This window comes from Halomonas sp. BDJS001, from assembly GCF_026104355.1.
Taxonomy (GTDB): domain Bacteria; phylum Pseudomonadota; class Gammaproteobacteria; order Pseudomonadales; family Halomonadaceae; genus Vreelandella.
Genome location: NZ_CP110535.1, coordinates 2,192,807 through 2,210,100, shown reverse-complemented (window position 1 = coordinate 2,210,100; position 17,294 = coordinate 2,192,807). Strand labels below are relative to the sequence as shown.

At 53.6% G+C, this 17,294-nt stretch carries 14 protein-coding genes and 1 pseudogene; 8 read left to right on the top strand and 7 right to left on the bottom strand.

Annotation, left to right across the window (positions count from 1 at the left end; translation table 11 throughout):
* Positions 1-26: 26 nt before the first annotated feature.
* Positions 27-536, bottom strand: a complete 510-nt coding sequence (locus tag OM794_RS10100) for a lipocalin-like domain-containing protein (RefSeq protein ID WP_226249383.1) — start codon at positions 534-536, stop codon at positions 27-29.
* A 140-nt stretch (positions 537-676) separates the two neighbouring features.
* Positions 677-1,567: an SDR family oxidoreductase gene (locus OM794_RS10095; protein WP_226249384.1), complete on the bottom strand. Its 891-nt coding sequence runs from the start codon at positions 1,565-1,567 to the stop codon at positions 677-679.
* A 20-nt stretch (positions 1,568-1,587) separates the two neighbouring features.
* On the opposite strand from OM794_RS10095, the gene OM794_RS10090 reads away from it, so the two are divergent.
* Positions 1,588-2,496 (top strand): helix-turn-helix transcriptional regulator, encoded by a 909-nt coding sequence (locus OM794_RS10090; RefSeq protein ID WP_320442905.1) that lies wholly within the window; start codon positions 1,588-1,590, stop codon positions 2,494-2,496.
* Positions 2,497-2,522: 26 nt separating this feature from the next.
* Here the strand turns inward: OM794_RS10090 and OM794_RS10085 are convergent, their stop codons facing one another.
* Together OM794_RS10085 and OM794_RS10080 are read right to left on the bottom strand one after the other, a co-directional pair.
* A complete protein-coding gene (locus OM794_RS10085) occupies positions 2,523-3,053 on the bottom strand; it encodes a cupin domain-containing protein (RefSeq protein ID WP_226249386.1) in 531 nt (176 codons plus the stop codon).
* 209 nt (positions 3,054-3,262) lie between these two features.
* On the bottom strand, positions 3,263-4,180 hold the full coding sequence (locus OM794_RS10080) for an AraC family transcriptional regulator (RefSeq protein WP_226249387.1): 918 nt from the start codon (positions 4,178-4,180) through the stop codon (positions 3,263-3,265).
* A 356-nt stretch (positions 4,181-4,536) separates the two neighbouring features.
* Here OM794_RS10080 and OM794_RS10075 point away from each other — a divergent pair, with 356 nt between their 5' ends.
* From OM794_RS10075 to OM794_RS10045, 7 genes and pseudogenes are all read left to right on the top strand, one after another.
* The gene (locus OM794_RS10075) at positions 4,537-5,646 is read left to right on the top strand and encodes an efflux RND transporter periplasmic adaptor subunit (protein WP_226249388.1); all 1,110 of its coding nucleotides are present in this window, start codon (positions 4,537-4,539) and stop codon (positions 5,644-5,646) included.
* A 3-nt stretch (positions 5,647-5,649) separates the two neighbouring features.
* Positions 5,650-8,802 carry an efflux RND transporter permease subunit gene (locus tag OM794_RS10070; RefSeq protein ID WP_226249389.1) on the top strand — a complete coding sequence of 1,051 codons (3,153 nt, stop codon included), beginning with the start codon at positions 5,650-5,652 and terminating at the stop codon, positions 8,800-8,802.
* A gap of 135 nt (positions 8,803-8,937) precedes the next feature.
* Positions 8,938-9,987 carry an NAD(P)H-binding protein gene (locus tag OM794_RS10065; protein ID WP_226249390.1) on the top strand — a complete coding sequence of 350 codons (1,050 nt, stop codon included), beginning with the start codon at positions 8,938-8,940 and terminating at the stop codon, positions 9,985-9,987.
* Positions 9,988-10,072: 85 nt separating this feature from the next.
* Positions 10,073-10,213 (top strand): annotated as a pseudogene (locus tag OM794_RS10060) (IS481 family transposase); the annotation flags it as partial.
* A gap of 302 nt (positions 10,214-10,515) precedes the next feature.
* Positions 10,516-10,941, top strand: a complete 426-nt coding sequence (locus OM794_RS10055) for a Rid family hydrolase (protein WP_226249391.1) — start codon at positions 10,516-10,518, stop codon at positions 10,939-10,941.
* 283 nt (positions 10,942-11,224) lie between these two features.
* Positions 11,225-11,722, top strand: a complete 498-nt coding sequence (locus tag OM794_RS10050) for a response regulator transcription factor (RefSeq protein WP_264167855.1) — start codon at positions 11,225-11,227, stop codon at positions 11,720-11,722.
* Positions 11,701-13,065, top strand: coding sequence for a sensor histidine kinase (locus tag OM794_RS10045; protein ID WP_265154560.1), 1,365 nt, complete (start codon positions 11,701-11,703; stop codon positions 13,063-13,065). Before OM794_RS10050 ends, OM794_RS10045 begins: the two co-directional genes overlap by 22 nt.
* Positions 13,066-13,164: 99 nt before the next feature.
* Here the strand turns inward: OM794_RS10045 and OM794_RS10040 are convergent, their stop codons facing one another.
* From OM794_RS10040 to OM794_RS10030, 3 genes are read right to left on the bottom strand one after another with little or no spacing between them, the layout of a single operon-like run.
* Positions 13,165-14,058, bottom strand: a complete 894-nt coding sequence (locus OM794_RS10040; RefSeq protein WP_226249394.1) for an AraC family transcriptional regulator — start codon at positions 14,056-14,058, stop codon at positions 13,165-13,167.
* Between the two features lie 17 nt (positions 14,059-14,075).
* The gene (locus tag OM794_RS10035; RefSeq protein ID WP_226249395.1) at positions 14,076-16,274 is read right to left on the bottom strand and encodes a xanthine dehydrogenase family protein molybdopterin-binding subunit; all 2,199 of its coding nucleotides are present in this window, start codon (positions 16,272-16,274) and stop codon (positions 14,076-14,078) included.
* On the bottom strand, positions 16,267-17,292 hold the full coding sequence (locus tag OM794_RS10030) for an FAD binding domain-containing protein (protein ID WP_226249396.1): 1,026 nt from the start codon (positions 17,290-17,292) through the stop codon (positions 16,267-16,269). The genes OM794_RS10035 and OM794_RS10030 overlap by 8 nt, the downstream gene beginning before the upstream one ends.
* Positions 17,293-17,294 lie beyond the last annotated feature (2 nt).

The following is a 17,294-nucleotide window of genomic DNA, read 5'->3' as shown; positions in this document are numbered from 1 at the left end:
TGCGCTTTGCTAAGGCTTCGTGTGCACTATTGAACGCGCATAAACTCTGCACTGACTCGCCCTCCACCAGGGCGAGTGAACGTTTCGTACATCCGATCGCCTTCCACTCTCAGTTGAAGCTCCCGCGAGCTTCTCTCACTGCCCACCCAGTTAGGGAACGTAGAACCTTCTACGTAATTACCGGTGAAGCGCCCCTGCTCATCGACGGTATAACTACCGAAGAAACCAATACTCGAAGCCATGGCACGGCTATTCTCTTCATCAGTGCCACCGCCACGTGTATTTGACTCAAAACGTTCGGTGTCCCCATTGGTTAATACCTCGACGAAGTGCATGTCAGTAGTGAAAACCAGCATGCCCTGTGGATTCTCACCATAAGGAAGCTCGGTAATCCCATCGTTTTCTAATGTGGCTGATACCATGCGCCACGTTCCGGCAACCTGATTGGGTTCGGAAGCAGGCAGTAAAGGCTCGCTTGCCTGAGTAGCAACAGCGATCGCAAGTAATAAAGTGCCAACTATAATTCCTGGCTTCATAAAGGAGCTCCTGACGGGTTCTGAAGAGATATTTATTCTGTTGTTTTTAACTGTTGGGATAAATACCTATATGCCGCATGACCTAGTGAATAAATATCACCAACAGACGTGCTACCTTTTCCAGCCTCCGCCTATTTCGACTAAAAATAATCGGTTTCCATTAGATCGGTCAGAAGATCTGGCCCAGTAGGGCACCACCCTAGGATGGTGCGCGTCACAGCACTGGATGTAGGCTGATCTATACTCGCAAAGCCCAAAAACCAGCCGAAATGATCGCGTGCCTCATCCATAGTCAACGACACGCAGGGAACGTCGAGGTCAATCGCAATCGCTTCTGCAATCTGTCGGAATGGAATGCCTTGTTCAGCCACCGCGTGATATATCTCATTGCGCGAGCCCCGTTCTACAGCAAGGCAAAAAGCGCGAGCGGCATCGTGTACATGCACCGCAGGCCAAGCATTTTCACCCTTCCCAATATAGGCTGATACGCCCTTCTGCCGGGCGATGTCGATAAGTATCGGAACGAAGCCATGGTCGCCCATCCCATGCACCGAGGGGGGTAGTCGCATAACGCTCGTCAAGACGCCCTGATCAGAGAGAGTCCTTGCGACCGCCTCTGAAGCACGGGGATAGGTGGCTGACGGCGGAAATGCTGGATCATTCTCGACCGTGATGGAGCCCGCGGCTTCAATGAAGGCAACCCCAGCCGTGACGATCAAAGGCTTTTGGGTATTTTCAATAGCCGCACCGAGTGTCTCGATAGCTGCACGGTCTATATCACAGGCTTCTGCAAAACGTGAGAAATCATGGATGAAACCTGTATGGATGACCGCCTCTGACGCCATCGCCCCCTGGCGGAGCGATCTAGGCATTTCAAGATCACCACGAAGTGCTTCAGCTCCTAGCTGCCTGAGTTTATCCGCACTTTGATCGGAGCGGGCCAACCCCAGAACTTGATGGCCATTGACAAGCAGTTCCCTCGTAACGGCTGTGCCGACAAAGCCTGTAGCACCAGTCACAAAAACCTTCATAACGCTTCCCCTTCCTGTCAATGAATGCTTGTCAGGGGAGAGAATATCGATCAATCTTTATCCAGATAAATAGGTGGCTTTATAGGTGTATAATGACTAACACGCTGGCTCCACCTTGCGACTCCAATAGCCTTGGTGCTTTCTTAAAGGATCGGCGACAGCGACTTGATGCGCTAGCGCTTGGTTTCGGAGGGCGCAGAAGAACACCTGGCCTTCGGCGCGAAGAAGTCGCTCAGCGAGCCCATATCAGCACAACATGGTATACGTGGCTCGAACAGGGACGTGGGGGCGCACCATCAGTGCGCGTACTCGAAAGCCTTGCTAAAGCGCTGATGCTGACCGAAGCCGAGCGCGAGCATCTATTCTTGGTCGGCATCGGTCACCCGCCAAAAGCCCACTCCTCTGTGCAAGAGGGTATCTCGGGGCGACTGCAACGCTTTCTCGACGCTATGCCTATGATCCCAGCGACTGTCGCAACCTCAACATGGGACATTGTTGGCTGGAACCGAGCAGCTCAACTAGCGCTCACGGATTACGCGGCACTACCTCCCGATCAACGAAACATATTGAGGCTTATGTTCCTTGATCCGGCGACACGCGCGGCCCAAAACGACTGGGAGGCAGTGGCACGGTTTCTAGTGGCAACCTTTCGCGCAGAAACCGCACGTATGGGCGAGAATCCGCGATCTGCTGAACTCGTGGCGGAAATTTCAAGCAAAAGTACAGATTTCACGCGCATGTGGAGAGAAAATGATGTGCATACCGCCGGGGAAGGATCGAAGACAATTTTCCACGCAGTGGTGGGAGAAATCACCTTCGAGTTTTCATCCTTTGCGATTGACGGACGGCCTGATCTCAAACTGATGATCTACAACCCGGCGGAACGCTCCGACTTGGAAAAAATGGATCGGCTGAGCCACTCCGGATAACCTCTCGGCCGACCCCTTTAAAGATGCTAGTCGGCGTAGTGTGAGTCGATCGCACCATCGAAGACCACGAAGGCGACACAGAACTCTGATAAGCAATTGTCAGAGTGCAACTGGTCTCCAGGCTGATACCAATAGGCGCCCACTGTCTGAATCGACACGTCTGCTTCACGTTGCCCTTCATCCCAGTGCTTCATAGTCCCCTCTATAAGCGACAGGTGGTAAGCCGCGCTATGACTGTGGAAGCGACCTCCATAATTCTGAGGGAACCGAAACAGCGCTGCCGATGAACCAGTCTGAGGATTCCCCCACAGCACCGAGATCTGAGGGCTGTTTGGATTATCAGGGTAAAGCGGCATGAACTGAGCCTCGGCAACTTCGTAAGGAACCACGTACGTTCTTCCTTCGGTGGAAGGGATTTGGTCGACGCCGCTCGAATATGCAGGAATGCAGACCAACGAGCCAAGCAGCGCAGCGGCGCATGCCAACAAAAAAGCAAAGCGAGTCCCTAAGCCAGTGCCGTCCATTCTTCTTAGGGCTTTTAAGCTGAACACTACCATGATGCTTTCTCCATCTAAAGGGTGGCGCAAGCTTGTTGCTTTCCGCCGAGAAAGCAAGACTGTGTGTACCTCACATCCTGGTAAATATGGTTTGTTATACGGGTAAAATCACTAACAGGATGGGCAAACCATTGCGGTACCTGTTCCTTTTACAAGTTTTTGAAAAAGTGCTGGAGGGCCATGATGCTATTTTCATGACTTTCATCGATCTACGCTAGGTTGGCGCCACGACTATACTGTCGCGGCGAAACGCCCATGACCCGTTTGAACGCAGTGCTGAACGCGCTTTCGGATTCGTACCCGAGTGATAGTGAGATAACGGAAACAGGATCCTGAGAGTTCTCCAGTCTCTCTCCCGCCAGTAGCATGCGCCAACGCGTCACGTACTCCATGGGCGAGGCTCCGATTGTTTCCTTAAACTTCTGAGCGAAAGCCGAGCGCGACATGCAGGCACACTCTGCCAGCGACTGCAGCGTCCAGCGGTGCGCAGGGTCGGCGTGGATGGCATTAATGGCCGGCCCCAACTGTTTGTCCGCTACGCCCACAAGCCACCCCCCGTCGTTCATTACGCCTTCCATCATATGTAGCCTTAACGCCTGAACCAGCATCATATGAGCGAGGTGCTGGGCAATCAGGAAGCCACCGGGCTCTGGGTCGTGTAACTCCTTCATCATTCTTTCCACAGACCACCGTAATGCTGCCTGCTCAGTCTCGTTGCGGATGTGAACGATGGGCGGCAACATGTCCATTAGCAGACCGGCATACCCCCCGCTGACGCCGAACCGACTGCCCACGATAAAGAAATCGCCGCCGCCGTTAACCTTTACGACGGCGCCAGGACGTGGTGGGGGGAAATAATTGCTGGAGGGCTCTGGCGGCAGCGACATATCACTCGCCAATCGAAAAGGCCGTCCGCTCGGTAGAACGAAACAGTCGCCCTTCTGCAGATTTACAGCATCAGGAACACCATCCACAGCCAACCAACATTCGCCGGAGACCACGGCATAACACTTGAGTAGCTTATTCTGATGCGGGAATTGGAGTGACCATTCGCCTCCAGCTTCCACACCAGAGGAAACATAGCTACGCGGTTTCAGGAGCGAGAGTACATCTGATAGTGGATCCATGGGGTCTCCTGGACGATTGCAAAGATAACCAGGATAAACGCGCATAGACCATCCTGCACTCCCCCCTTATCTTCACAGAGTATTCGACTCTAGCAGTCACTGCGCGAGTTAGCTAAGCACTAAGTTAGCCAATCCCTTGTCATCCCCGACCAAAATCTGGCTATTGCCATACGGTGCTTAGACCCAAAGAATTTGAGCAGCATTATAGAGGACAACACTCTAATGCCATTAACTGTAAGCCCTCATTACTTTAGCGTCGCATGCTATGAGATTGAATGTATCAATACACCGGCATCCAATAATCCGGGTGATCGGAAAAGCGCAGCGGCGGAATATTTTGGTCAGGCGCTCAATCTATGAGGTGGATTTCGGTTGCCCATCGAAGCGTCTCGATTCTCGCCTTACTGATATTGGCCGCCTGCGATGCGCAGACCCGTCAAACCAGCTCGGATGAACCGGCTTCAGCGATGCATGTTGCTGTGGCACAAGCAGAGCTAGCAACGTTCGGGGAACGCTTCTCTATCTCCGGCACCCTAACGGCTGAGCGCCAAGCTCAGCTATCGCCTCGTGCCGACGGACTTGTTTCTCAAGTACATGTGGATGCTGGTGAGTTTGTCGAGGCAGGAGAGACTCTCCTCGAACTCGACCCTACCGTTGTACATCATGGTCTCTGGCGAATCCGTGCCGAGGCGACCGAGGCGGACGCCGCCGTACGCGAGGCAGAGCGTCTAGTCGTTGAAGCGCAGCGGCTTATTGAGCAACGCGCTATTGCGGCTACGGAGGTCGGAGCACGCACGGCCGCCCTGGATCTCGCAAGAGCAGCCGCTGATTCTGCCCACGCCAGTGTGCGTGAGCAAGAAGAGCTCGTTGCGCGCCATATGCTTCCAGCGCCGTTCTCCGGCGTGATAGCTGAAAAACACACGGAGGTGGGTGAATGGGTAGAGCGTGGTACACCGGTGCTGTCATTGGTGGCGACCGAACGTGTCCGGCTGGATCTGCGCGTGCCACAAGAGCGCTTCATTCAGATCGACGAAGGTGCACAGGTGCGTGTATTACCTGACGCACTTGACGGCACATCGTTGCCTGCCCGCGTCAGTGCGCGGGTTCCTGTTACCGATCCTAGTACCCGAACGTTCTTGTTAAGATTAGAGGTGGATGCTCCCGGTGGCGACCTCTTGCCAGGGACGTCGGCTCGCGCCGAAATTTCTCTCGCCCAAGAGAATACTAATGCCATAGCCATCAGTCGCGACGCAGTACTGCGTCAGCCCGACGGCAACCACAGCGTTTACGTTGTCGAAAACGTCGACGATCAATCGGTGGCGCGCAGGCATACCGTGCGCATTCTCAATGACCTGGACGGCCAGGTCGCTGTCGTTGGGGACGCGGTAACGCAAGGTTCCTGGGTGGTGACTCGCGGCAATGAGAGTCTGACAGACGGCCAGTCTGTGCATGTGGCGGAGCGCTAACCTATGGGATTTGAGCGTATTCTCCGCCACGGCACCCTGATTGCGGTTACTGTTCTTATATTGTGTGTACTGGGAGTCAGCGCTGCACTAAGCGTGCCGGTGCAGATGATTCCCGATCTGGAAGTGCGCACCATCAGTGTAGACACTCGCTGGCCGGGGGCATCACCACGTGACGTGGAGCAGGAAATTCTCATTGAGCAGGAACAGTACTTGCGCTCCTTACCCAATTTGCGCCGTATGGTTTCCACTGCCAGTTCGGGGCAAGCTAATATTGAGTTAGAGTTCCCCTTCGGTGTCGACATCAACGAGGCTTTGATCAGAACCAATAATGCGCTCAACCAAGTCTCAAGCTATCCAGAGAGTGCTGATGCGCCAGCGCTCACCACGACCTCCTCCTCAGATCAACCGTTCATGTACTTCCGCATTGGGCCGAATACGGAGGATGGCGCGAGCCTCGATCTAGCAATGATCCGCCATTTTATGGAAGATCAAGTTCGGCCTCGCCTTGAACGCGTTGAAGGCGTCTTGCTAGTTGAGATTATGGGAGCGGAAGAGCGTCAGGTTCGCATCGAGGTCGATCCATATAAGCTTGCCGAGCGTGGGCTGGACATGACAGACATACGCAATGCCTTGCGCCTGCGCAACCTTGATCGATCTGGCGGTGATCTGGATAACGGCAAGCGCAGTGTGCTGGTACGAACGGTTGGGCGCTTCAGAGAACCCGGTGATATTGGCCAGTTGATCGTTGCCGAGCGCGATGGCGCTTCAATTCGTCTAGCCGATCTCGCGAGCATACGACTCAGCCACCATGAGTTACGTAGTTCAGCTTATTACAATGGAACACCGTCCTTGATACTTGCTGTACGCCGCGAAACGGGCTCGAACGTCGTCCAGACCAAGTACGCCTTACTGCCAGAAGTCGAAGCCGTTAATAATGAGGTGTTGACGCCACTGGGCCTGGAAATGACGCTCGTTAATGAGGATGCCCAATACGTCGAGGCTTCCGTCGCCAATGTATGGAACAACCTGCTACTAGGCACGCTGCTGGCTACGCTGACGATGTATGCTTTCCTGCGCTCAGCGCGCAGCACTTTCGTAGCGGCGGTCGCCATTCCAATCTGCACCATCGCCGCCTTCATAGGTTTACTACTGGCGGGGCGTACACTCAATGTGATTTCGATGGCAGGCGTGGCATTCGCCATCGGCATGACGCTCGACAACACTATCGTGGTGTTGGAAAGCATTGACCAATCGCGCAGACGTGGTCTCAAACCCTTCGATGCAGCCGTGGCGGGAGTAAGCCGAGTCTGGCCTGCGGTATTGGCATGTACCCTGACCACTGTGCTCGTATTCGCACCCACGCTGTTTATTCAGGAGGAAGCTGGGCAGCTCTACTCAGATATCGCTATTGCCATCTGTGCCTCCATTCTGGCATCGATGGCAGTCGCAGTAACGGTGCTCCCGTCCATGGCGGCGTGGCTGCAGCACGAACAGCCACTAGGCACCTCTATCAAAGTAAGTTCGTTCGACCAGATAGGCCGCTGGTTCGGCAAGTTTTATAGCAGTTCATTACGCCGCGCGGTTGTTCTCATCGGGATGTTTGGTGCAGCTGTCTGTACCGTACTGTGGTTGACCCCACCGGCCGAGTACCTGCCAGAAGGCGAAGAGGCGCGCATCTTCTCACGCATGATCGCACCACCGGGCTACAACCTGGCGGAAATGGAGGGTATTGCGCAAGAACTAATTCCGGAGTTGCAACAGCGTCTTGAGGACGATTCGGAGCGCTTCCATCAGGGCGAGACAAATATCCCCGCGATGCGCTTTTTCTCCATGTTCGTGGATCCCCAAGGCATCAGCCTAATCACTGACCCCAGAGATCCTGACGATCTTGAACTCTTAATGGGCGCACTAGAGACACGTTTCACCGCCTGGCCGGGCATGCGCTCGTTTGCTTCGCGCGGATCCATCATTTCCAGCAATGATGGCGGCACGCGCAGCATCAACCTAAACGTTTCTGGCGCTAACCTTGCCGACATTTATCAGGTGGCAGGCCGAGCCTATGCTCGTGCGGAAACGCTCTTCGATAACGCGCAGATTAGCTCCGAACCAAGCTCATTAAGTTTGGATCAATCGCAGTGGGAGATTCGACCACGTTGGGAGCGCCTCGCTGAGGTTGGTCTGGATGCAGATCGATTCGGCTACTCAGTAGCGGCGCTAAGCGATGGCGCATTCGCAGATGAAATGATCCTTGATGACCGCAGGGTCGACATCTATTTATTTAGCAGCGCAGGTAGCGAGCAGCAAGCAGGCCGCCTCAGTACCCTGCCTGTCGCCACACCATCGGGAACAGTGCTGCCACTTTCCGCGCTGGCCGATTTACATGAATCGGCCGATACCGATAGCATCCGCAGGCTGGATGGCCGTCGAACCGTCACGCTGAACATTATCCCGCCACGTTCGGTAGCCCTTGAAACGGGTGTCGAGCGAGTGAGCACCGAGCTAATTGAGGAAATGCGCGCGGCGGGCGAGATACCTCACGGTATATCAGTGGATATCACAGGCGCCAGCGACCAATTGCAGGCGACGCGTGAAGCGGTATCTGGAAATTTTCTGATTGCCGTGCTGTTGTGCTATCTGATGCTAGTAGCGGTCTTCAGTCACTGGGGACGGCCTTTGTTCGTCATGGCCACGATTCCCCTGGGTCTCGCGGGCGGGCTGCTCGGACTGGCGATGCTCAATCGCATCGGCGCTTCTTTTGGCATCCACCAGCCGTTGGACATGATCACACTGCTTGGCTTTCTGGTGCTACTTGGCGCGGTGGTCAATAACCCGATTCTGATCGTGCAAGAAACTTACAAGCGCCTAGAGGAAGGTGCTGAATCGATCACTTCAGCAGTGGAAGATGCGGTACGCATCCGCCTGAGAGCCATACTGATGTCCAGCCTAACGACCATTCTAGGCGTAGCTCCCTTGGTACTTATTCCTGGTGCGGGTACCGAACTTTATCGTGGCCTAGGGGCCATCGTGATGTTTGGCATTGCATTCTCCACCATTGTTACGCTGACCTTCTTACCCAGTCTTATTGTCACCATCATCAGTTGGCAACAGCGCCTGGCCGGATGGGCATCACGGCTGCGAGCCCAACATTCAAGATAATAAAACTCTATAAATTCTGGACGATAAAAAAAGTAATACGGACTTTAAAGCATAGTTCGTACAGAAATAGATATCTATCCTAGAACTTGTTTAGAACACGATACGATTCCACCTTTCAGTCAGAGGAGATGAAACATGGACAACCAACAACACCATAGTGAGCAATTCATGGGAGTAAAGGATATTGATCGTCGGCAATTTCTTGGTGGCCTTGCCTTGGGTGCCGGAACAGGCTTGGCCATGAGCCTTGGATTCTCTCCTCTGGCGAATGCAACCAACCACATAACAGACAGACGAATCGTAGTGACTGCACCGACGGGTAATATTGGTTCGCAAGTACTGGCAAATTTACTAGCCAGTTCCAGTGATGCAAAAATTCGAGTTATCGCGCGCGATCCATCTCGCCTTCCTGCACAAGTACTTGAGCAAGTCGACGTCATTCAGGGTTCACATAGTGATGCGAGCGTCATTGATCAGGCGCTAGAGGGGGCCAGTAGTCTGTTCTGGTTATGCCCTCCGGATCCTCGCGCAGAGAGTGTCATGAGCGCCTATGTAGACTTCACCCGCCCTGCCTGCGAGGCCATCCAGCGGAATGGCGTGGGAAGTGTGGTCAGCATTTCGGCACTAGGCAGGGGCACACCAATGGCGGCAAATGCCGGTCACGTTACCGCCTCTCTTGCAATGGACGATTTGATTGCGAGCACTGGAGTGGGGCTTAGAGCTCTAACCATGCCTTCGTTCATGGATAATATTGCTCGTCAGGTCTCCTCGATCAGCGAACAGGGCAGATTCTTTCTGCCTATTGATGGTGACCTCAAACTACCGTCCGTCGCCACCAGAGATATCGCTTCGGCCGCCACGGAACTACTACTTGATCCAACTTGGCGCAGCCAGGAAGAAGTGCCGGTTCTAGGGCCGGAAGACATCTCTTTCAATGAAATGGCGCGAATCATGTCCGACGTTTTAGACCAATCCGTAATTTATGAGCAGGTTTCTTTCGAAACGTATAAGGCTGGCTTCGTTCAACGAGGAATGTCAGATACCATGGCTCAAGGCCTGACCGACATGGCAAAGGCAAAGAACGAGGGGATCGATAACGGAGTCGATCGCACCCCTGAAAACAGCACGCCGACCACCTTCAGGCAGTGGTGTGAAGAAGAATTAAGACCACTGATTGTCGTATAGCGGAATTCTCATATTTTTACTGCACCAGCATTAAAGCTTAGTAAAGTAGTGAAAAAGATATTTATCTTCAGCCATTTGCATTAGTTATAACTGGCTGTACAACCACTCTATCAATCAGAAGGCCTTGCACCATCAGGCCCCGATTGGTGCAATGAAGCAGTGGCAGACTGAAAGACCCGAATTATTTTGGAAACGCGTAATTAATCATGCGAGCCCCGAGAGGTAACAACCGACCGTTAAGAACGATCAACAAACGCAACCTCCTCACTCACGACACTTACAGACCTATTTAGGTACTTGCCTTGGACAGCTTTTACTGAAATCAGGCTTAATCAAAAATTAATGTCAGTAAGAAAAAATAAAGAAATACGGGCAAATAGTGTAGTCACACGCACATCTTTCACCGCCTGACAGTTAAGTCGCACTCAGTACTATGCAGCGGGAGTTATCAGATCCAAAGATTATTAAGTGCGATTAATCATTAATAATCCTTTCAAACTATCCTGTTGACTTGAGTAGGAGGTTGTAATGCATATTTTAAAACGTAAACCCCTCAATCCATCCAACCTGCCCAATACGTTGATCGAAGGCCATAGTCAGGCCGTCATAGTGCAGGGAGGCTCTCGGGTACTAATGTCCAGCCAGGTTGGGGTCGATTCCGACGGAGAGTTGGCAGGCCCCGAACTGCCTGAGCAAACCGAAGCGGCACTGGACAATATCGGGCGATTACTTTCAACCCTCGGGGGCGACCTGATGCGGGTGGTGATGCTGAGAATCTACTTAGCCGAATCCGCTCGCTACGATCAGCAAGTGGTGATGGAGGCGCTGAAACATCGCTTCCCCATCGCACCACCGGCTGCCACCTGGTTGATTGTGCACGGCCTTGCCGAACCAGAATGGTTAATCGCTATCGAGGCTGAAGCGGTATTGCCAGGGTTCATTTTGAACAGTTAGCTATGGTTAACCTATTAGTCATGTTTCCCATGGTTTGCCAACGAACAGCTCGTCTACCCGCCCCCTCTAAAAACGGGCGGTTACATCAAATAAACCACCAGAAAGAAACGTGTAAGACAACCTTTCTGATGATGGCACTTTCATAAAACGTCAGGAGTAATGTGCAAAGGGCTGATCGCAGCAGGCATCGCTGTTGATGTCGTTGAGCGCATTGATTCGGCATGGGCTGCCGTCCAGCAGATGCACTATCAGGTACTGGTGCTTGGATGGGGATGGGTTACTATTGCTCAGAAAGCTGCGTAACGCGGGGCTTAACGTGCCCTGCCTTGTGTTAACGGCTCGCGATGCGCTGCATGATCGGTTAGAAGGACTCGAAGCGGGTGCCGATGACTACTTACCCAAGCCATTTGCCATGGATGAGATAGTAGCGCGTGTTCGGGCCTTACTGCGCCGTCTTGCTGAGTTCCACTCCATTGACCCCAGTCATGGTGATCTAAGGCTGCATACGGAAAGTGGCGTTCTGTTCAGCAGCGACGAGAGCATTACACTGGCCCCGGCGGAGCTGCACATCATGCAACTACTGTTACACAAACATGAGGAGGTAGTACGCCGCAGCGCACTGGAGGCAGCGGCATGGGGGCTAAGTGAGGCAGTTACCCAGAATGCCCTGGATGTGGCCCTGCATCGCTTACGCCGCAAGCTGCTGGCTATCGGCTCGCACCAGCGACTCGACAACGTTAGAGGGATGGGGTATGGGGTATGCGCTTCGCCAAGAGGATGATCATAAATAGCCTGAAACTTAAGGTGCTGCTGGCCTATATAGCGGGGATGGTACTGAGTATCACACTGCTGGTAATTGCCGCTGCAGTGGTGCTTCAGAGCGATTTACTGGCCCGAATGAACTTGTCAGACGCTGCAGAAGGGCTGGCCGATAATATCGTTTTCGATAACAGAGGCATCCCGATTGGTTTTGACTCGAGCATAGACGACCGCGCCTGGCTCTTCGAAGGCCCACAGCGCGAGACCGCGTATCGAATTCTAGATAACAATAGCAACGCGGTTGTCATTTCCAGCGCCGGAGAAGCGTTCTGGCCGACTAGCGGGAACCTTCTGAGATTAACGCGCGGCAACTTTAGCTTTGAGTATGATGACAGAACCTTCTACGGTGCCACCCAACCCGTGGAACACGGTGGAAGAACCTGGTATTTACAGTTTATTGCCAGCGCAAGATTCGTGGACATCCTCCACCACGTAGCCTTTCCGCTGGTGGTGGCGGGCGTCGCGGTGTTCGGTTTTGTGATGTTCGTCGCCTTCGGTTTATGTGCCTTTATTACCTTGCGTTACACCCTCAAGCCGCTGCGCGATCTATCAGACTACGCAGCGGCTATTTCTCCGCGCTCCATGGATGCCCGACTCAGCACAGAAGCAGTCCCCGTGGAGATTGCGCCGCTGGTGGATAGCTTCAATCACGCCTTGGAACGTCTAGAACGGGGCTATCACTTGCAGCAAGAATTTATGGGCCATGCGGCCCACGAGCTGAAAACCCCATTGGCATTAATCCGTGGACAGATCGAGTTGATAGAGGATGGCAAAAATAACCACGCAGCGCTATTGAGCGATGTCGAGTATATGACACGCCAGGTGCAACAACTGTTACTCCTGGCCGAAGCAAGCGAAGCGCATAACTACCATTTTACCGTGGTAGGGATGCAGGACATCGCCCATGCGGTCGCCACCTACTTGCAGCGAATGGCGGAGTCCGCCGACGTGCATTTAACAGTGCTCGCCGTTGACGATAAGGTGACATGGAAGGCCGATCGTGGGGCATGCTTCACCCTGCTCAAGAACCTGCTGGAAAACGCGATTCAGCATGCTCCCGCGCATACCTCCGTCAGCATGGAGATCCAAGGTAATACCATAACCGTGCGTGACCGCGGGCCTGGTGTCGAGGCGGCACAACTCCCGCTATTATTCGCGCGATTCTGGCGTGGCGCGCATCGGCGCGACCATGGTGCCGGCTTAGGGTTGGCCATCTGCCAGGAGATTGCCATGGCGCACGGCTGGACGTTATCGGCTCACAATGCCCAGCCTGGATTGACACTGAAGCTATCCACACAAACTTAAGCTTGAGTTCAGTTGCCATTTTCCTCTTTCCCCGGATTAAATACTGCCAGAGCAATAGCTGCTCTCTTTAACGCGCTAAAGGTAAGTTGCTAGCCAAAACTAACGGTCTGAGGCAGCCTGTATGACAGAGCGTAACGCGGCAGCATCGTCGCTGGGCGTTTGATTGAATAGGCGACGGTAATCACGATTAAACTGCGAGATGCTCTCATACCCTATACTAAACGCGAGTGATGAAATGCTATCGGTATAAGGCAAGCGGCGGCGCGCCTCTTGAAGCCGCACGCGCTTCTGGAACTGAACCGGGGCCATGGAAGTCACTTGTTTAAAGTGACGATGAAAACTCGGCACGCTCATGTTCACTCGCGCCGCCAGTTCTGCAATCCGTAAAGGCTCATTAAAGTTATCTCTGATCCAGGAGGTCGCCTGCCCTATCCGCGCAGTATGGCCATTGGCAAAAGCCAGTTGCCCAAGCAGCATGCCATGTTCGCCATGAAGCAGTCGCCAAACAATTTCCCGCCGGATCAGAGGCGCGACAACAGCGATATCCCTGGGCCGATTAAGCAGGGATAGCAGCCTCACAAGAGGATCGATCAGTTCAGGATCTAACTGGCATTTTCCAACTGTATTTGCCGTGGTGACACTAGGCAGAAAGTGTGTGTGCTCACGCAGTAAGTCAGCGACGACCTCAGGATTTATTTCCAGATGAATAGCCAAATAGGGCTCGGATTGGCTCGCTTGCGTCACCTGGGAGGTGACGGGGACATCGACAGCAACCAGTAGAGACTCCCCTGGTTGATAATGAAACTGATGCTCGCCAACCATCAACTCTTTTGTACCGCTAACAACCAACCCAAATGAGGGGCGGTAAACAAACCTCATGACCTCCGAAGGACTGTCCACACGTACAACAAGGAAACCGTCGATCTGGGTCTCAAAATCATAACGTGCATGCCGCTCGATGGCCTTTACGAGGTCTGGGAATGTCGACGTCATTATATTATCCAATGTCCTTATACAAGGTTGTCAATCCGCAGCGGAAGGTCTCGCAAACGCCTTCCTGTTGCGTGGTAGACAGCATTAGCCACTGCCGCCGCCATGCCCACCACACTTACCTCACCCACGCCTTTCACCCCAGCGGCGTTCACCAAATGGTCCTCTTCAGGAACCATAATGGCTTGTACATCGATGATATCGGCGTTGACGGGCAACAAATATTCCGCCAGGTTGGCATTAATATAGCTGCCATTGCGCTCATCAAGCTCGGTCTGCTCGTGCAGCGCAGAACTGATTCCCCATATCATGCCGCCGATCAGTTGCCCGTGGGCCATGCGCGGGCTGATGATCCTCCCGGCAGCAAACGCACCCACAGCGCGGGCAACTCGAATTTCATGGGTGCGAGCATGGACTCTTACTTCAACAAACTGAGCCCCAAAGGCAAACTGCACCCGATCAGGAAGGTTTACGCCGCCCATAGGGAAGGCCATTCCACGATAAAGCCCTTTAATACTCTCTGGTGACGCACCTGGCGCGCGTGTCTCAGCGAACTCTTCCACCATCCCTAACCCTGACGCTTCTAGTGCAGCTATCACATCCTCGCCAGGCGCATCATTGATACCCAGGCGCTTACGAATTGCATCACAGGCCGCCATGATCGCAGGCGCGAGACTACCCGCCGATGCCGACCCGCCTGCCACCACCGCAGGGGGTAATTCAGTATCTCCCAAAACGACGGTGACTTGCTCCAAGGGCACACCCAATTGGTCAGCTGCGACCTGCGCCATCATTGTATAAGCACCTTGACCCAACTCATGGCTAGCGCTTGCTACATGGACACGACCATCAGCGGACAATCGAACACGTGCGGCTGTGTTCCCCACTTGAACAGGGTAGAAAGCAGCAGCACACCCCCAGCCAATTAGCCAATCCCCCTCACGCATTGACCTTGGTGCGGGGGTACGCTGCTCCCACCCAAAGCGGGTGCTCGCTTCATCAAAACAGCGCATTAGTGACCGGCTGGTATAAGGCCGCCCACCAATAGGCTCAATATCCGTATCATTAACGCGTCGGAGCTCTATGGGATCCATGTCCAAAGAGTAGGCCAGCTCATCTAACGCACACTCTAGAGCAAACCCATAAGGAACCTCACCAGGTGCCCGCATAAAGCCTGGTGTGGAACGATCGACTCGAACAGCATTGACACGCCCCTCGATATTAGGACAAGCGTAGAGCCTCGTCGTCATACCATTGGCACCGAGAGCGAACATATCTGACCGCGAGGTCACTTCCCAGCCTTCATGCCGGTGGGCAACCAATCGGCCATCTCGATTAGCTGCAAGCTGCACTTGATGGCGCGTTTCTGCCCGATAAGCCGAGACAGAAAAACCGTGTTCTCGGGTCGCAACGAGCTTAACAGGACGCCCTGTTCGACGGGCGGCAATCGCCACTAATGCCGTGCGATGGGTCAGAAATCCTTTCGCGCCAAACGCGCCCCCTACATAAGGATTGATGACTCGAATAAATCTAGCCGGTATTCCAAGCTGCTCCGCCAAACCAAATTTGAGATTGTTAACATACTGGCTTGGCTCATACACCGTTAAGTATTCACCTTCCCATACACATTGGGTTGCAAAAAGCTCCATCGCATTGTGATGCTGCGTAGGTGTTGAGTAGCGCGCACCAATTTTGATAGGAGCCTTTGCATACGCTGTGGCAAAATCGCCAACGCTAACCGTCATGGGCTCCAACGCTACGCTCTCTGCCTCTTTGGCTTCAAAAGTAGACGCTGGTAACTGAGTTTCACTGTAGGAAACAGCGATTTGGTGAGCTGCCTCGCGAGCAGTCTCATAGGTTTCAGCGACCACCAGGGCGATTGGCTGTCCCCAATAGGCGACCTGAGCGGAGCCCAGCGGCCGGAAGGAGTCTGCCATATAGCCACCTTCCAGAATCGCCAGCGTTTGCCGCACTGCATCACCCAGCGTTTCATAGGTCAATATATCAATGACCCCTGGGATTGACCGAGCCACGTTAAGGTCAAACGACTGAATCGTTCCCCGCCCTACTTTGCTGGTTAGTAAGTAGGCGTGTGCAGTATTAGCCAGATTGACGTCACTGGCATATTTCGCGACGCCGGTTACCTTTTCGCGCGCCTCATAGCGAGTGGCTGACTGAGCAAGAATCTCTTGCGAGTATTGACCCGTTGCATTAGCCATTGCTCACCTCCATTGAAGCGACATCCAGCAGCGCACGCACCAGGGTCGACTGACCAAGGGGTACTTTGAAGGCGTTATGTGATTGAGGAACAGCATTAACAAAAGCAATGTGTGCGGCTTCCGCTGCCCTTGCCTCATCTATTGTATGGCCTCGCAACCTATCTTCGGCTTCCCGTGCTCGCCACGGCGCCGTGGCCACACCGCCTAAGGCTATTCGCACATCGCGGACGATGCCGCCCTCCAATTCCATGGCCACAGCAGCAGAAGCAACAGCGAATTCATAGGATTGACGATCACGTATTTTCAAGTACAGCGAGCGACGCGCCCAAGGCAATATCGGCACGATAAATTCAGTGATGATTTCACCAAGCTGAAGATTCGTCTCTGTATGAGGGGTATTGGCTGGCTGGCGGTGCAAGGAAGCAAATGGGATAGCACGTACACCGTTTGGACCAGACAGCACGACGGATGCATCCAGTGCTATTAACGCTTGTCCAAAATCGCCATGGTAGGTCGCAATACAGTGTTCACTTGTGCCTAGGATGGCATGCTGTCGATTGGCCCCCTCTAGTGCTGCGCAGCCGCTCCCTGGGGCTCGTTTGTTGCAAGCCTCCCAGCTAGGATCGCGATAATAAGCACAGCGCGTTTTTTGAAGCACGTTGCCACCAAGTGTCGCCATGTTGCGTAATTGGGCGCTGGCAGCCAGGGACAAGCTCTGGGCAATCACTGGAAAGTTGTTCAAAACATCGCGATGCCCTGCCACATCGGCCATCTTGGCAAATGCACCTAAGCGCAGACTTGAGTCGTCCACACGAATAGCTTCATATGTTGCAGACAGCGCCCTCAAGTCGATGATACGTTGGGGCTGAATAACCTCAAGTTTCATTAAATCGACAAGCGTTGTGCCGCCTGCTAAAAATGCGGCTGACGTCGTATCCGATGAGTTCGCGACACTGCCTTGCCATTGCATTAGCGCATCGCCTAACGATGAAGGGCGGGAGTAATGAAAAGGTTGCACAA